This is a genomic window from Serratia sp. NA_13 (genome assembly GCF_052691735.1).
Genome location: NZ_JBQZFV010000004.1, coordinates 122,927 through 138,340, shown reverse-complemented (window position 1 = coordinate 138,340; position 15,414 = coordinate 122,927). Strand labels below are relative to the sequence as shown.

Annotated in this window: 14 protein-coding genes; 3 read left to right on the top strand and 11 right to left on the bottom strand. The window is 55.9% G+C overall.

The window, feature by feature from the left end; translation table 11 throughout:
• Positions 1-20: 20 nt before the first annotated feature.
• Positions 21-2,042, top strand: coding sequence for a bifunctional tRNA (5-methylaminomethyl-2-thiouridine)(34)-methyltransferase MnmD/FAD-dependent 5-carboxymethylaminomethyl-2-thiouridine(34) oxidoreductase MnmC (gene mnmC, locus ACUTSU_RS09130; RefSeq protein WP_445654066.1), 2,022 nt, complete (start codon positions 21-23; stop codon positions 2,040-2,042).
• Between the two features lie 44 nt (positions 2,043-2,086).
• Here the strand turns inward: mnmC and ACUTSU_RS09125 are convergent, their stop codons facing one another.
• From ACUTSU_RS09125 to prmB, 6 genes are all read right to left on the bottom strand, one after another.
• On the bottom strand, positions 2,087-2,368 hold the full coding sequence (locus ACUTSU_RS09125; RefSeq protein ID WP_153859623.1) for a YfcL family protein: 282 nt from the start codon (positions 2,366-2,368) through the stop codon (positions 2,087-2,089).
• Between the two features lie 159 nt (positions 2,369-2,527).
• Positions 2,528-3,085 (bottom strand): elongation factor P hydroxylase, encoded by a 558-nt coding sequence (locus ACUTSU_RS09120; RefSeq protein ID WP_261153413.1) that lies wholly within the window; start codon positions 3,083-3,085, stop codon positions 2,528-2,530.
• A gap of 64 nt (positions 3,086-3,149) precedes the next feature.
• Positions 3,150-3,950 carry a sulfite exporter TauE/SafE family protein gene (locus ACUTSU_RS09115; RefSeq protein ID WP_261123264.1) on the bottom strand — a complete coding sequence of 267 codons (801 nt, stop codon included), beginning with the start codon at positions 3,948-3,950 and terminating at the stop codon, positions 3,150-3,152.
• A gap of 195 nt (positions 3,951-4,145) precedes the next feature.
• Positions 4,146-4,973: a penicillin-insensitive murein endopeptidase gene (gene mepA, locus ACUTSU_RS09110; protein WP_445654065.1), complete on the bottom strand. Its 828-nt coding sequence runs from the start codon at positions 4,971-4,973 to the stop codon at positions 4,146-4,148.
• Positions 4,974-4,978: 5 nt separating this feature from the next.
• Positions 4,979-6,064: a chorismate synthase gene (aroC, locus tag ACUTSU_RS09105; protein ID WP_012146087.1), complete on the bottom strand. Its 1,086-nt coding sequence runs from the start codon at positions 6,062-6,064 to the stop codon at positions 4,979-4,981.
• 62 nt (positions 6,065-6,126) lie between these two features.
• Positions 6,127-7,059 (bottom strand): 50S ribosomal protein L3 N(5)-glutamine methyltransferase, encoded by a 933-nt coding sequence (prmB, locus tag ACUTSU_RS09100; protein WP_261091318.1) that lies wholly within the window; start codon positions 7,057-7,059, stop codon positions 6,127-6,129.
• A 170-nt stretch (positions 7,060-7,229) separates the two neighbouring features.
• Between prmB and smrB the strand changes: the two genes are divergently transcribed.
• Complete coding sequence (gene smrB / locus ACUTSU_RS09095) at positions 7,230-7,760, top strand: endonuclease SmrB (RefSeq protein WP_445652392.1); 531 nt, start codon at positions 7,230-7,232, stop codon at positions 7,758-7,760.
• Between the two features lie 65 nt (positions 7,761-7,825).
• Here smrB and sixA read toward each other — a convergent pair whose 3' ends face one another.
• The 4 genes from sixA to ACUTSU_RS09075 all read right to left on the bottom strand — a co-directional run bounded on the left by sixA (position 7,826) and on the right by ACUTSU_RS09075 (position 12,682).
• Entirely contained in the window at positions 7,826-8,308 is a 483-nt protein-coding gene (sixA, locus tag ACUTSU_RS09090) for a phosphohistidine phosphatase SixA (RefSeq protein ID WP_445652393.1), read from the bottom strand.
• Positions 8,309-8,713: 405 nt separating this feature from the next.
• Positions 8,714-10,882 (bottom strand): fatty acid oxidation complex subunit alpha FadJ, encoded by a 2,169-nt coding sequence (fadJ, locus tag ACUTSU_RS09085; protein WP_445652394.1) that lies wholly within the window; start codon positions 10,880-10,882, stop codon positions 8,714-8,716.
• Positions 10,882-12,192, bottom strand: coding sequence for an acetyl-CoA C-acyltransferase FadI (gene fadI / locus ACUTSU_RS09080; RefSeq protein ID WP_445652395.1), 1,311 nt, complete (start codon positions 12,190-12,192; stop codon positions 10,882-10,884). Before fadI ends, fadJ begins: the two co-directional genes overlap by 1 nt.
• A 193-nt stretch (positions 12,193-12,385) precedes the next feature.
• Positions 12,386-12,682 carry a YfcZ/YiiS family protein gene (locus ACUTSU_RS09075; RefSeq protein ID WP_445652396.1) on the bottom strand — a complete coding sequence of 99 codons (297 nt, stop codon included), beginning with the start codon at positions 12,680-12,682 and terminating at the stop codon, positions 12,386-12,388.
• A gap of 405 nt (positions 12,683-13,087) precedes the next feature.
• Here ACUTSU_RS09075 and fadL point away from each other — a divergent pair, with 405 nt between their 5' ends.
• Entirely contained in the window at positions 13,088-14,365 is a 1,278-nt protein-coding gene (fadL, locus tag ACUTSU_RS09070) for a long-chain fatty acid transporter FadL (protein WP_445652397.1), read from the top strand.
• A 276-nt stretch (positions 14,366-14,641) separates the two neighbouring features.
• Here fadL and mlaA read toward each other — a convergent pair whose 3' ends face one another.
• Positions 14,642-15,400, bottom strand: coding sequence for a phospholipid-binding lipoprotein MlaA (mlaA, locus tag ACUTSU_RS09065; protein ID WP_445652398.1), 759 nt, complete (start codon positions 15,398-15,400; stop codon positions 14,642-14,644).
• Positions 15,401-15,414: the final 14 nt, after the last annotated feature.

Below are 15,414 nucleotides of genomic sequence, written 5' to 3'. Positions count from 1 at the left end.
TGAGTTACGAGCAACCAACCGTGAGCCACGCCCCGATCCAAACCGCAGCGTTATCCTGGAATGAACAGGGTACACCTGTTTCGAAACAGTTTGATGACGTCTACTTTTCCAATCAGGATGGGCTGGAAGAAACCCGCTACGTGTTTCTCAAGGGCAACCGGCTGCCGCCACGTTTTGCCGAACACCCTCGTCCGCTGTTTATCGTGGCGGAAACCGGCTTCGGCACCGGGCTTAATTTTTTAACGCTGTGGCAGGCCTTTACCGCTTTTCATGCCACAACGCCGGATGCCACGCTGCAGCGGCTGCACTTTATCAGCTTTGAAAAATTCCCGCTGCTGCAGGCCGATCTGGCGGCAGCACATGCCCGTTGGCCGGAGCTGGCGCCCTATGCCGACGAGTTACGCGCCCAATGGCCGTTGCCGCTGCCGGGCTGCCATCGCCTGTTGCTGGCGGAAGGCCGCATTACGCTGGATCTGTGGTTCGGTGACGTGAACGAGTTACTGCCGCACTTCGACGCCAGCATGCACCGTCAAATCGACGCCTGGTTCCTCGACGGTTTCGCCCCATCGAAAAATCCGGATATGTGGACCGAACAGCTGTTTGCCGCCATGGCACGCTTTGCCCGGCCGGGGGGGAGCCTGGCCACCTTCACTGCCGCAGGTTTTGTGCGGCGCGGGCTGCAACAGGCCGGATTTGAAGTAATAAAAAGCAAAGGTTTCGGCCAGAAACGTGAAATGCTGATTGGCGAGTTGCCTACCGATGCGCCAGCGGTTGCCCACCCCACGCCCTGGTTACTGCGCCCGGCAGCAGACAATACCGACGATATCGCTATCATTGGCGGCGGCGTTGCCAGCGCCTTGACTGCCCTCGCCTTGCTGCGCCGTGGTGCGAAGGTCACGCTGTACTGTGCCGATCCACAGCCGGCCGAAGGGGCATCGGGAAACCGTCAGGGAGCGCTTTATCCATTGCTGAACGGCCGCGGCGATGCCCTGGAGAATTTCTTCAGCGCCGCTTTCCTTTTTGCCCGCCGCCAGTACGACACGCTGGTAAAACAGGGCGTGGCGTTTGACCACCAGTGGTGTGGCGTCAGCCAATTGGCCTATGATGAAAAAAGTGCCGGGAAGATTGCCAACATGCTGGCGGTGGAATGGCCGCAGTCACTGGCCATGGCGGCCGATCGCACCACGCTCAGCGCCCTGTGTGGTATCGACAGTGGTTTTGGCGGCATTAACTACCCACAGGGTGGCTGGCTGTGCCCTGCCGAACTGACACGCAATGCCATTGCTCTGGCGCAACGTCAAGGATTGAGCTGTCACTATGAGTCTGACGTCAAGGCCCTGACCGCCACCGACAGCGGCTGGCAGCTCAATTTCGGCCAGGATGAAACCCGACAGCATGCGACGGTGATCCTGGCCAGCGGTCACCGGCTTGGTGAACTGGCGCCCAGTGAAACGCTGCCGGTTTATGCGGTACGCGGTCAGGTATCCCACATTCCCACCACCCCGGCATTGAGCAAATTGAAACAAGTGCTGTGTTACGACGGCTACCTGACGCCGGTCAATGCTAACAACCAACAGCACTGTATCGGTGCCAGCTACCAGCGCGGCGAAACCAACACCGAATACCGCGAGGAAGAACAGCAGGACAACCGTGCTCGCCTGCTGCGCTGCCTGCCGGACCAGGCCTGGCCTGCGCAGGTTGATGTCAGCGGTCAGCAGGCCCGTTGCGGCGTGCGTAGCGCCACCCGCGATCACCTGCCGATGATTGGCGCGGTGCCAGACTATCAGACGACTGTGACGCAGTATCAGCATCTGCAACGCCAGCATCAACGCGGCGAGGCTATTGCCAATGCGCCAGGCTATCCAAATCTGTTTGTGATTGGCGCGTTGGGTTCACGTGGGTTGTGCTCGGCACCGCTGGCGGCGGAAATTTTGGCGGCGCAGCTGTTCGGCGAACCCTTGCCGGGCGACGCAGAAATGTTGGCGGCATTGAATCCGAACCGGATGTGGGTAAGAAAACTGCTGAAGGGGCGTGCGGTTTAATGGCAGTTTTACAAGGCGCTGTTATCAGCGCCTTGTAACGCGGGTCAGGCGGTCGGCAGTGCGGTTTGGTACAGATTTTCCCACATGCCATACACCAATACCTGGTCCGGCGGCGACAGTTCACCCGCGGCAATGGCTTTATGCAGGCTGCTTTCCACTTGCGCTTTCAGCGCTTCGGCGCTGTGCTCACCCAGTTCTTCTACTTCGGCAACCGCCAGCGTCAGATGACCGCGCAGGTAGCCACCGGCAAACAGTTCATCATCGCTGGCGTGCTCTACCATGTCATCAATCAGCGCCAAAATGCGCGCTTCAAATTCTGCGATCATCAAATTTCCTCTCATACCCTTCATCTTTCAAACTCTAGCGTTGTTGGCTGCGCTCACGCACCCCAGTCACTTACCTGAGTAAGCTCCTGGGGATTTGTTTGCTTGCCGCCTAGCTACAGCTTGAAAGCTATTGGGTATCTATTTTCAGTTAAACTATAGTCAGTTGAGATCTTCCGGATAGGGGAAAAGCTCCGCCGTCAGCGGTGGCGTATTGTAAAACGATTGTAACGCCTGAATAAAGCGCGCAGGTCTTGTGGGTATTCCCTGTTCCAACAGCAACAATACCCGTTCGCGCACCTTACGCTGGAAGGCAATGCGATCCGGTTCGCAGTCACCGTTCAGGTTGTCGCAGCTGACATTGAACGGGAAACCGGCCGCCACACAGAACATCCACTCCAGCGACTGCGGTTTAACTTCTACCGCTTCGAATTCGCTTTGCGTCTGTGCGTCGCGCCCGTCCGGGCAGTACCAGTAACCGAAGTCGACCAGTTTACGGCGCTGCTCACCGGCAATGCACCAGTGAGAAATCTCATGCATGCCGCTGGCATAATAGCCATGGGCAAAGACAATGCGGTGGTACGGCAGTTGGTCGTCGGCCGGCAAATAAATCGGCTCATCGTCGCCTTTAACCAGCCGGGTGTTGTAATCATCACTGAAGCACTGATTAAAGATATCAATCAGCTGTTCATATTGATGGGTAGCCTGTGTGTCTGACATAAACAAATCCAGTAACCACAAAAATAAAGCGGCAATTATTTCACTTTAGCGCTCGCTTGGCATGCTAAATATGCAATGCCAGCCACTGCTGAATTTCCGTACCGTGATTGTCGTACAACAGCTTGCAGCTCATCACCAGCGAAACGATGACGATCATTGGGCGGATCAGCTTTTGCCCACGGGTCATCACCATATGCGCCCCGAGCCGCGCCCCCAGCACCTGCCCTACCAGCATCACCAGACCGATACTCCACACCACCTTACCGCCGATGATAAACAACACCAGGCTGCCAAAGTTGGAAGTGAAGTTCAGCACCTTGGCATGAGCGGTGGATTTGGCCAGGTTAAAGCCACACAGCGTCACATAGGCCAGCGCGTAGAAGGAACCGGCGCCAGGGCCAAAGAAGCCGTCATAAAAACCCACGCAGCCCCCGGCCACCAGCCCGAACGGCAAGGCGCTCAAACGGCGCTGCCGGTCACTTTCCCCCAGACGCGGGGTCAGCAGGAAGTACAGGCCGATGCCGATCACCAGTAACGGCAACATTTGCCGCAGCAGATCGGCACGCATGTGCTGCACCAGGATCGCCCCGGCGACAGAACCGATCAGCGCCAACAGTATGGTCAGTTTTTGATCGTTGAGATCAACGGCTCGTCGGCGGATGAAGTACAGACTGGCGGATAAGGAACCGCCCACCGACTGCAGTTTATTGGTCGCCAGCGCCTGTGCAGGAGACACTCCCACCGCCAGCAGCGCCGGCACGGTCAACAACCCCCCCCCACCAGCGATAGAGTCAATAAAGCCCGCCAACAATGCCACCACAAACAAAACCCCGAGCATCTCGGGGCCAACGACAAACCAATCCATTTATACCCCTCTTACTTGAAGCTGCATCTGTGTTAGTTGCACTCACTCACCCGAATCACTTACTCATGTAAGCTCATCGGGATTCATTCCCTTACCGCGTTACTCGGCAAAGCCTCGCCCCGTTGGGGCCAGCGCAAGCGCTGTTCAACAAAGTCGTGGCTTTGTTGTGATGCAACTCCAATTAGTTTGGGTATATTATTCCGCAGCGAAATGATTATTCAGCAAAGCCTGACAGGTAGGTGGTAATGGCGGCGGCACCGGTTTACCCGGCTTGGCACTCGGCTGATGCGGGATGAACCAACTTGCCAATTCAGCACCGCAGCCGTCACCTGGCGGTGGGGTATCCTGTTCTTTACACTCCAGGCTACCGGCCGGACAACGCAGGCGCACATGCATGTGCGCACGATGCCCGAACCACGGCCGCACCTTGTGCAACCAGTCCCGATCGGCACCGGCATCCAGGCACAGGCGCTGCTTGATCGCCGGGTTGACGAAGATACGCGTCACTTCCTGATCCTGCGCCGCTGCTTTGATTAAAGTTTCAATCTGCGGTTGCCACTGGCGCGCAACCACCTGCTTGCCATCGCTGGAAACCAAATCGATCGGTTGCGGCTTCAGCAATTGCTGAGCACTCCAGCGCTGACGCGGCAACTGTAACCAAATGTCGACATCCAGTCCGGACTGATGGCTGGCATGACCGCTGCTGAAGCGCCCGCCGGCCGGCATCGCCATATCGCCAATCAGTACCGTACCGAGGTTTTTTTGGCTCGCCTTGCTGCTCAGACGCTGGATAAACGCCAGCAGATCCGGGTGGCCGAAGTAGCGGCGTTGATCGGGGCGCATCACCTGATAATCCGGCGAGTTCAGCGGCAACGGCTGAGCACCGATAATACAACCATTGGCAAAACCGCCCACCGCCTGCGGCGCACCGGCCACCGGGCTCCCGATTTTCTGCCACGGCGTCAACGCCATGGCGGAGCCCGAGGCCATCAGGGCAAGGATGCCCAACATCCAGTTTTTCATGGTGATTACCAGCGTGGAACGTTAGAAACCACATCACCATTTTGCGCACGTTGGCGCAACAGGTGATCCATCAGCACAATCGCCATCATCGCTTCGGCGATCGGTACCGCACGGATACCGACGCAAGGATCATGGCGACCACGGGTGACCATCTCCACGGCTTCACCCTGGCGGTTGATGGTTCTGCCCGGCACCATAATGCTGGAGGTCGGTTTCAGCGCCAGATGGGCTATCACCGCCTGCCCGCTGCTGATACCGCCGAGGATGCCGCCCGCATGGTTGCTCTGGAAACCCTCCGGTGTGATTTCGTCGCGGTTTTCGCTGCCGCGCTTGGTCACAACGCTAAAGCCGTCGCCAATTTCCACACCTTTTACCGCATTGATGCTCATCAGCGCATGCGCCAAATCCGCGTCAAGGCGGTCAAACACCGGTTCACCAAGGCCAACCGGCACGTTTTCTGCCACTACGCTGACCTTGGCGCCAATAGAGTCGCCCTCTTTCTTCAAGGCGCGCATCAGTTCATCCAGGGCTTCAAGCTTGTCTGGGTCAGGACAGAAGAACGGGTTCTGTTCGACCTGCTCCCAGTCTTTCAGCTCACAGACCACGTCGCCGATCTGCGCCAGGTAACCACGCACCTGTACGCCAAATTTCTGCTGCAGGTATTTCTTGGCAATCGCCCCTGCTGCAACACGCATGGCCGTTTCACGCGCCGAAGAACGGCCGCCGCCACGGTAGTCGCGCACGCCGTATTTTTGTTCGTAGGTATAGTCTGCATGTCCCGGACGGAACACGTCTTTAATGGCACCGTAGTCCTGCGAGCGCTGGTCGGTGTTTTCGATTATCAGCCCGATACTGGTACCGGTGGTCACGCCTTCAAACACGCCGGAAAGAATACGAACCTGATCCGGCTCACGGCGTTGGGTGGTATAACGAGAGGTGCCCGGACGACGGCGGTCAAGATCGTGCTGCAAATCAGCTTCGGTAAGCGGAATGCCCGGCGGCACACCGTCTACGATACAGCCCAGCGCCACACCGTGAGATTCACCAAATGTGGTGACGCGGAAAATCTGTCCAATACTGTTTCCTGCCATCGCGGATCCTTACCCTTAATTATTATCTTTGCTGGGCCCGCGAGGACAGGCCCGGAGAATGCTTAGCTGCGGTAGAGGCTGAAATGCTCTTTGCAATCTACCAGTTGCTGTTTGGTCAGCATGAACACCCCGTCACCGCCGTTTTCGAACTCCAGCCAGCTGAACGGAATATCCGGATACTGTTCCATCAGATGTACCATGCTGTTACCCACTTCACAAATCAGCACGCCATCGTCGCTCAGGTAATCCGGCGCGCAGGCCAGAATGCGACGCACCAGCTTCAGGCCGTCGCTACCCGCCGCCAGACCCAGTTCAGGTTCAAAGCGGAACTCTTCCGGCAGATCGGACATGTCTTCTGCATCGACATACGGTGGATTGGTGACAATCAGATCGTACTGGATCGCCGGAAGATCGCGGAACAGATCGGAACGGATCGGAGTCACCTGTTGTTCAACACCCAGCGCCTGAATATTGCGCTCGGTCACCGCCAGCACGTCGGCGGAGATGTCTACCGCGTCCACTTCCGCCTCCGGGAAAGCGTAGCCGCAGGCAATGGCGATACAGCCGCTGCCGGTACACATGTCGAGAATATGGCTCGGCGAATGAGGGATCAATGCGCTGAAGCGATCGTTGATCAGTTCGCCAATCGGGGAACGCGGTACCAGCACACGCTCATCGACATAAAACTCCAGGTCGCAGAACCAGGCTTTGTTGGTCAGGTAGGCGACCGGGATGCGCTCGTTGACGCGGCGGATCACGCGTTCAACGATGCGGTGGCGCTCGCTGGAGGTCAAACGTGCGGTGTGCATGTCCTCAGGAATATCCAACGGCAGGAACAGGCTTGGCAGCACCAATTGCACCGCTTCGTCCCACGGATTATCGGTTCCGTGACCATAGTAGATATCAGCGGCGTTAAAACGGCTTACCGTCCAACGCAGCATATCCTGAATGGTGTGCAGTTCGTTCACTGCTTCCTCGACGAAAATTTTGTCCAATTTGCCCTCCGGCAGGCACTGTAATTCATGATTTAGCCGCATAGTTTGCCATGAAGCCCGCGACAAATCACGCTAACCCCTTGCGCTTTTCATTTTGGCGCGATTTTTGCGTCGACAGATACCCGCGACACGGTAAACTACCGCGATAAATGATTTCCGGTGAATGAAAAATGAAGAACAAGCTCCCTCTGAGCAAAGATGAATTACAGCTCTTCAGAGAGTCGGTAGTAGACGCAAAAAAGCTGCGTCAGGACACCATTGTCCACCGTAAACCCAAGCCAAAAACCAAACAGATTGCCCCGCAGCGCCTGCTGCAGGAACAAGTAGACGCCAGTTATTATTTCTCGGATGAATACCAACCGCAGTTGGAAGAGGAAGGCCCGACGCGCTATGTGCGCCCCGGTTACAGTGCTTTTGAGCTGAAAAAACTGCGTCGCGGTGACTATTCACCAGAGCTGTTTCTCGATTTGCACGGCCTGACCCAAATGCAGGCCAAGCAGGAACTCGGTGCATTGATCGCCGCTTGCCGACGCGAACACGTGCACTGTGCCTGTGTAATGCACGGCCACGGCAAGCATATCCTGAAACAGCAAACTCCACTGTGGCTGGCGCAGCATCCCGACGTGCTGGTGTTCCATCAGGCCCCCAAGGAATGGGGCGGTACTGCAGCCATCTTGCTGCTGGTCGAACTGGCCGAGTAAACCGCAGAAATGACAAAAGGGCGATCTTGAACATCGCCCTTTTGTTTGGAACCGGCCTGCCGCCCCTACACTTTTGCCATCACCTGCGACGGACTGACCTGCCATTCAAACTTACCGCAGCTACCGTCAGCCGCCAAATCAACGTTGGCAATTGCCGAGGTGGCAAACATCGGCGGACATTCACCCGGGCAAAGCTCAGCCACCAGGTAACCCACCAGCGGTAAGTGAGAGACGATCAGCACCGAGCTGATCCCCTGCTGCGCCAGCGCCTGCAAATAACTGCCCACCAGGCTGGCATCCCCGCCCGGCATCAGCTCAGGCAGCACTTCTTCGCTCGCCGGCAAGGTCAAGGCTTCACGCACCGTGGCCAGCGTCTGCTCGGCCCGCAGATAAGGGCTGACCAGCACTCGTTCAATATCCACAGACTTGGTATTTAACCAGGCCGCCATCTGACGTGACTCATCACGGCCACAAACAGTAAGAGGTCTTACCGAATCGCTGGCCGCATCGAGTGCCGCCTCTCCGTGACGCATAATCAAAACTTGCATATTGCACCGCTGTTGTTGACAAAATAACGCTATACAGAAACGCCGAGCGTGCTGTATCGCCGAGTTTTACAACCCCAAAGCAAAAGCTTTGAAACGATAACGCGCCGTCTCTTTATGGCGGCCGGGCATTTTGCCTGAAAGTTCACGTAAAGAAAACGCTGTTTTTTACATCAATAGCGTTCCGATACGAATTCAATGCTCACATAACAACCAATTCAACAGGTTAAATTTTAACCTTCTCATCATGAATTTTATAGATGGCGATCAGCCTTTCACCGCCATCAGGCTACGTTACCTCGTCCCTATCTCCCTGTATAGGGTCAGGGATTATCGGTATTGCAAGGAGTGATAGTGATCACATGCAACCTTGATCCTACTCTAGTACAAATCACGTCGCCGCGCCGCTCAGGTCCCCTGCGGATAGAAACGTTCACCCTGCTGAGCCATGCGCAGCAGGCGTTCGCAAGGCGCAAAATATTCACCGTGCTGCCGCTGCAGATACTCCAGCGTTTTAACCACCTTCTCGGCCCCCAACTGATCCATATAGCGGAATGGCCCGCCAAGGAACGGTGGGAAGCCAATGCCGAACACCGCGCCGATATCGCCGTCGCGCGCGCTGCGGATCACGCCTTCATCCAGACAACGTGCGGCTTCATTGAGCATCATCATTACGCAACGCTGAGCGATGACGGCCGGTTGTAAATGCGACTTCGGTGTAATGCCCAGCAAAAGATAGACCGAGGTATCGGCGCGCTTGTTGCTCCGTTGACGTTGCTGGCCTTCACTGGGATAGAGATAGAAACCACGGCCGTTTTTGCGCCCTTTACGCCCGTCTTTCAACACCGCATCAAAGGCGGCTGGAGCGGCAAAGCGCGGGCCCAACTGTTCCACCAATACCGGGATAATCTTGGTGCCGACATCGATGCCCACTTCATCCAGCAGGGTAATCGGCCCAACCGGGAAGCCGAAATCGACCAGCGCCTTGTCCAGCGCTTCGATCGGTTCACCTTCCAGCAGGCAACGAGTCGCCTCATTTATATAAGGTGCCAGAATGCGGTTAACATAGAAACCGGCGCGATCGGCAACCACAATCGCCGTCTTGCCCTGCTTTTGTGCCAATGCCACGGTGGTGGCAATGGTTTCTTCGCTGGTGGTAGCGTGCGGGATCACCTCTACCAGCGGCATTTTATCGACCGGGCTGAAATAATGCAGGCCAATCACCTGCTCCGGCCGCTGCGCCAAAGCGGCAATTTGGCCAATCGGCAGCGAAGAAGTATTGGAGGCAAAAATAGTGTGCGGGGCCGCATATTGCTCGATCTCGGCCACCATCTGCTGCTTGAGCGACAAATCTTCAAACACCGCCTCAATCACCACGTCCACCTGATCAAAACCGGTGTAATCGGTCGAGCCGGAGATCAGCATCATCTGTTTTTGTCGCTCAGCCGGGCGCATGCGTTTACTGCGAACCCGTTTGCTGAGCACGTCCCAACTGTATTTTAACGCGTGGTTAATGCCCGTTTCGTTGACGTCTTTAATTCGCACCGGCAAGCCGCCGCGCGTAGCGGTCACGCAGGCAATCCCGCCGCCCATCAAGCCACCCCCCAGAATACCGATACGCTGCAATGCATGAGGTTGCGCATTGCCACCACGTTCTTTCTTCAACGCGGTAGAGGCAAAAAATAGGCTGCGTAACGCCGCCGACTGTGGCGTCATCGCCAGCTCGCCGAAGGCCTTGGCCTCGGCTTCATAACCGCTGGCGCTACCGTGATCCAGACCGGTACGAACCACCTGAATAATGCGTTCCGCCGCTGGATAGTTGCCATGCGTTTTTGCCAGCGTTTTCTTGCGTACAATGCTGAACAGCAGGCTTTTACCCAGTGGGCCGTTGAGCAAACGCTCCTGCCATGGCAATTCACGTCGGCTCTGCCAGCCCTGTTTGACTCGTTCGATGGCGATCTGCAGCAGGATCGACTGTGGCACCGCATCGTCCACCAGCCCCAAACGCAGCGCCTGACGCGCCCGAATGTGTTTGCCAGTCAGGATCATGTCCAGCGCCTTGCTGGCACCAATTAACCGCGGCAAGCGCTGAGTACCGCCGGAGCCCGGCAGTAAGCCCAACTGAACTTCCGGCAGGCCCAGTGCGGTTTTGTCATCCAGTGAACAGACGCGGCCGTGGCAGGCCAAAGCCAGCTCCAACCCGCCGCCCAGACAGGCGCCGTGAATGGCCGCGACGACCGGAACCTGAAACGCAGCAATCTGCGCCAGGGTACTTTGGCCTTTTTTCGCCAACGTTTCGGCTTCTTTGGCAGTGCTACAGGCGGCAATCATTGTGATATCCGCACCGGCAATGAATGAGTCCGGCTTGCCGGAAATGATCACCAGGCCTTCCAGCGCTGGATGCTGCTGCGCGCGGATCAGGACGTCGTTGACCTGTTCGACAAATTCGGCCTTTAACGTATTCACCTTCTCGCCGGGGACATCAATGGTGATCACACCAATGTTGTCCGGACGTATCGTCAGTTGAAAGGCTGAAGGTTTGGCTCGTTGTTCGTGCAATGCGTTTTCAAAGCTCATTATTCCACCTCTACGATCATTGCGGCTCCTAACCCCCCGGCCGCGCAGGCGGTGGTCAATCCCAACCCGCCACCACGGCGTTTCAGCTCGTGCAGCGTTTGGGTGATCATACGCGCGCCGGTAGCGGCAAACGGGTGGCCGTAGGCGATCGAGCCGCCCAATACGTTGAATTTTTCCATGTCCACTTCGCCAATCGCCCGGCTGCGGCCCAGCTTTTTCTGAGCAAATTCGTCGCTGGCAAACATCTTCAGGTTGGCCAGGGTTTGCGCGGCGAAAGCTTCATGCATGTCGATAAGCGCCAAGTCTGCCAGGCCGATACCGGCGCGATCCAATGCCAGCGGTGTAGCGTAGGACGGCCCAAGCAACATATCTTCCCACACGTCGATGGCAGAGAAGGCAAAGCTGCGCAGATAACCTAGCGGTTGTAGGCCCAACTCTTTCGCCCGCGACTCGCTCATCATCAGCACCGCCGCCGCACCGTCGGTCAGGGGGGTGCTGTTGGCTGCAGTAACGCTGCCATGCTTGCGATCAAATGCCGGTTTCAGCTTCGCGTAGGAAGCCAGGCTGGAATCTTTGCGAACGTTGTTGTCTTCGCTAATTTGGCTGCGATACGGCGGCACGTAGGCGGTCATCACCTCATCGTGCAGCAGTCCCTGTTCCCAGGCTCTGGCCGCTAACTGATGCGAGCGGTGCGCCAGCGCATCCTGCTCTTCCCGGGTGATGCCGTGGCTTTTCGCCATTTGTTCGGCGGTATCGCCCATTCGCAGCCCCGTAGAGTATTCCGCCACCGCCGGAGGAACCGGCATCAGGTCACGGAACTTCAGTCGGCTGAACAGCTTAAGGCGCTGCGACAGAGTGCGGGCCTTGTTAACGTCCACTAATGTACGCGCCAGTGCCTTGCTGACGCCAATAGGCAGTACGGAGGAAGAGTCAGCGCCACCGGCAATGCCGATACTGATGCTGCCGGCCATGATGCTTTCCGCCACGTTGGCAATCGCCTGGAAGCTGGTCGCACAGGCACGCGACACGCTGTAGGCATCGGTATGCACACTCATGCCGGTGCCGAGCACGATTTCACGCGCGATATTCGGTGCTTCAGGCATTTGCACCACCTGGCCGAACACCAGTTGTTCAATCAATGCAGGATCGATACCGCTGCGGGCCAATAATTCACTCACCGCCGTTTTACCCAAATCCACCGCTGGAATACCGTGATAAGCGGTCGCCTGTTTGGCAAAGGGGGTGCGCAGTCCATTTACAATCGCAATACGGTCACCGTGACGGGTCACCAATGGCAGTGCCTTACTCATAAACGCTCCTGAAGAGAATAACGCCAGCGCAACGGTCAAGAAGAGGTCTGACCTGATGGGGTCATTGTTAACCAAATGTTTACATTTGGCAAACCGGCAGAAGTGAAAACTGAGAGCAGGAGCAACTTTCTAGAGGAGGGTTGAGGAGGAAGCGAGTGGCGCGGGTGAACCCCGCACCGTTTTAAAGCAGCAATTAACGCAGGCCAAGCTGGAAAATAAAGGTTTCTGCCTGGCAGGCAAAGGTGAAATCAGCCACCAGTTCCACACCACCGTCAACCGGTTTAATGCTACTGCTGATGTCGCAAGGGTCAGATTCCACGCCGCGGGCTTTTTCGGTCAACACCGCCAGCATTTTCTCTGCATCTTGCTGATTAGCAAACACCTGGTTGTAGGAGGCGGTGCAATCGGTATTGTCCATGACGGTACCGACATCAACACAGCAACAAGCGGCAGTTTCCTGGGCGCTACATTTATTAAGTGCGTTTGACATGATTCATTCTCCTCAGGGACCGCCGTTACGCGAGTCCAAATTGCCATTTAACTACTGGCGCAAAGACACAAGATTCTGCGCTCATTTTACTCTGCGATGAAACCGATCACTAGCACTTACTTTTTATAGGTGTTTTAAGTGATGGAAATCACAAATGAAAATCGTCGCCTGCTAAGAAATGGTAAGAATTTTGTTATGCACTGCTGGTTTTTTGTTAGCCAGATCTCTCTTTTGATATCAATTTGGAAATATTTCAAAAACAATGTTGCAACATTCTCACAGGTCGGACCTATAATTCAGCCACTGGTCTGATTTGTCTGAATGATAACGGACCCTACAATCCCGCGCTCCTTGTTACTCTAAGTAACATAGTTTAAATAATAAACACATAATGAGGTTTTGGTCATGAGCCAGAAAAACCTATTTACTAAATCAGCTCTCGCAGCTGCAGTGGCAATTATTTCTTCAAACGTGTCTGCCGCAGGATTCCAGCTGAATGAGTTTTCATCAGCTGGTTTAGGACGTTCGTATTCTGGCGAGGGCGCCATGGCGGATACTGCAGCTTCCGCCAGCCGCAACCCGGCCCTGCTGATGATGTACACCCGTCCGGAACTCTCCCTAGGTGCGGTGTTTATCGATCCGGATGTAGACATCTCCGGCAAGTCACCTTCCGGTGCTAGCCTGGATTCTAAAAATATCGCCCCTACCGCCTGGGTGCCAAACCTGCATTATGTTCAACCTATTAACGATCAGTTTGCCGTGGGTGGCTCGGTCACCAGCAACTACGGCCTGGCGACCGAATTCAACGACGGTTATACCGCTGGGGCTTACGGTGGCAAAACTGACCTGACCACCGTCAACCTGAACCTGAGCGGTGCTTACCGTCTGAACAAACAATTCAGCTTCGGCCTGGGCTTTGACGCGGTTTACGCCAAAGCCAAGCTTGAGCGTTATGCCGGTGAAAGTGGTGCAGCCCTCGGAATGCCAGCTGATACTCAAATCTCTCACCTGAAGGGCGATGAATGGGGCTTTGGCTGGAACGCCGGCCTGCTGTATGAAGTCGACGAAAACAACCGCTATGGCTTAACTTATCGTTCAGAAGTGAAAGTCGACTTCGACGGCGACTACAAAAGCAGCATTCCATCCCGCCTTAACCCGCTGCAGGGAAGAACCAGTCTGCCATGGGGGACCGATGGCAATACCATTCCTGGCTCTCTGACCCTGAACCTGCCGGAAATGTGGGAAATCTCAGGTTACAACAAGGTTGCACCTCAGTGGGCTATCCACTACAGCCTGGCTTACACCAGCTGGAGCCAGTTCCAGGAGCTGAAAGCTACCGGCAACAACGGCCAGACGCTGTTCGAGAAGCATGAAGGCTTTAAAGACGCTTACCGCATCGCACTGGGTACTACCTACTTCTACGACGATAACTGGACCTTCCGTACCGGTATCGCCTTCGATGACAGCCCGGTGCCGGCCCAGAACCGTTCTATCTCTATCCCGGATCAGGACCGCTTCTGGTTGAGCGCAGGTACCAGCTACGCGTTCAACAAAGACGCTTCGGTTGACGTCGGTATCTCCTACATGCACGGTCAGAAAGTCACCATTAAAGAAGGTCCATACACCTTCGAATCGGTGGGCAAGGCCTGGCTGTACGGTGCCAACTTCAACTACCGCTTCTAATCTTTTCGATAACGAAGCCAGGAGCGCCCTTCTTAGGGCGCTTTAGGTTGCTGACAAAGCAGGAAAAAGCGTGGTTTTTCCTGCTTTGTGGTGAACAGCCGAAAATCAATAAATTGATTTTCCTGATTTTTCTTTATCAGCCTCTACTCGCTCTGGGCAGGAATGAGGTTTGTCATCCGTCTGGAGCGCCCTTCTTAGGGCGCTTTTTTTGCCGTTAATCTCAAAGCATAAAAAAACCCGCCATCAAAGCGGGTTCTTTTTCTTCGCCAAGCGAGATTACTGGGAGTCGATCTCGTCCAGATCGCCCTGGATCGCCTGAGCGTTCGGGTTAACTTCCGGCTTCAGCGAGCCGCCGTTCGCCAGGAAGTCGTTACGCTGGAAGTAGGCTTCGCGCACCATCAGGTACGGATCGGAAGAGTTGCGCAGCAGGCCGTCGGAATCCAACAGCTCGGCACGGGTTTCAATCCCTTCAACCACCCATTTACCCGCCGACATCCAGAAGGTCAGGTAGCTCAGCACCGGATAAACCGTATCCGCCCAATCACCGCCCTCTTCACGCAGGGTGAAACTGCCGTAGCCCGGCAACATCACATAAGGACCGTAGCCGACGCCATAATGCCCCAGCGTGCTGCCGAAACGGTTAGGCTCTTCGCGAGCCAGTTTCGGATTAGCCATCCCGGCCACGTCGATCAGACCGCCCATACCCAGAAGGGTGTTGAGGAAGAAACGGTTAAAGTGAATCATCCCCTTATAGGGGTCGCCTTTCAGGAAGGAGTTGACCATGCTGGCCGGCTCTTCCAGGTTAGACGTAAAGTTGCTTAGTCCATTACGCGCCGGCATGGGCAGGTAGTTGCGCCAGGCCACGGCCACCGGGCGCAGTACGTACGGATCCAGGACGTTATAGTTAAAGTTGAACATCGTCCGGTTAAATCCTTCCAGAGGATCGGATCGCCCTTGTGGTTCATCTTGTGGTGCGCTGGCACAGCCCACCAATAACACCGTTGTGAAAGCCAGCCCAGTCAGGCGAAAGTTCATATTTTTCTCCATAA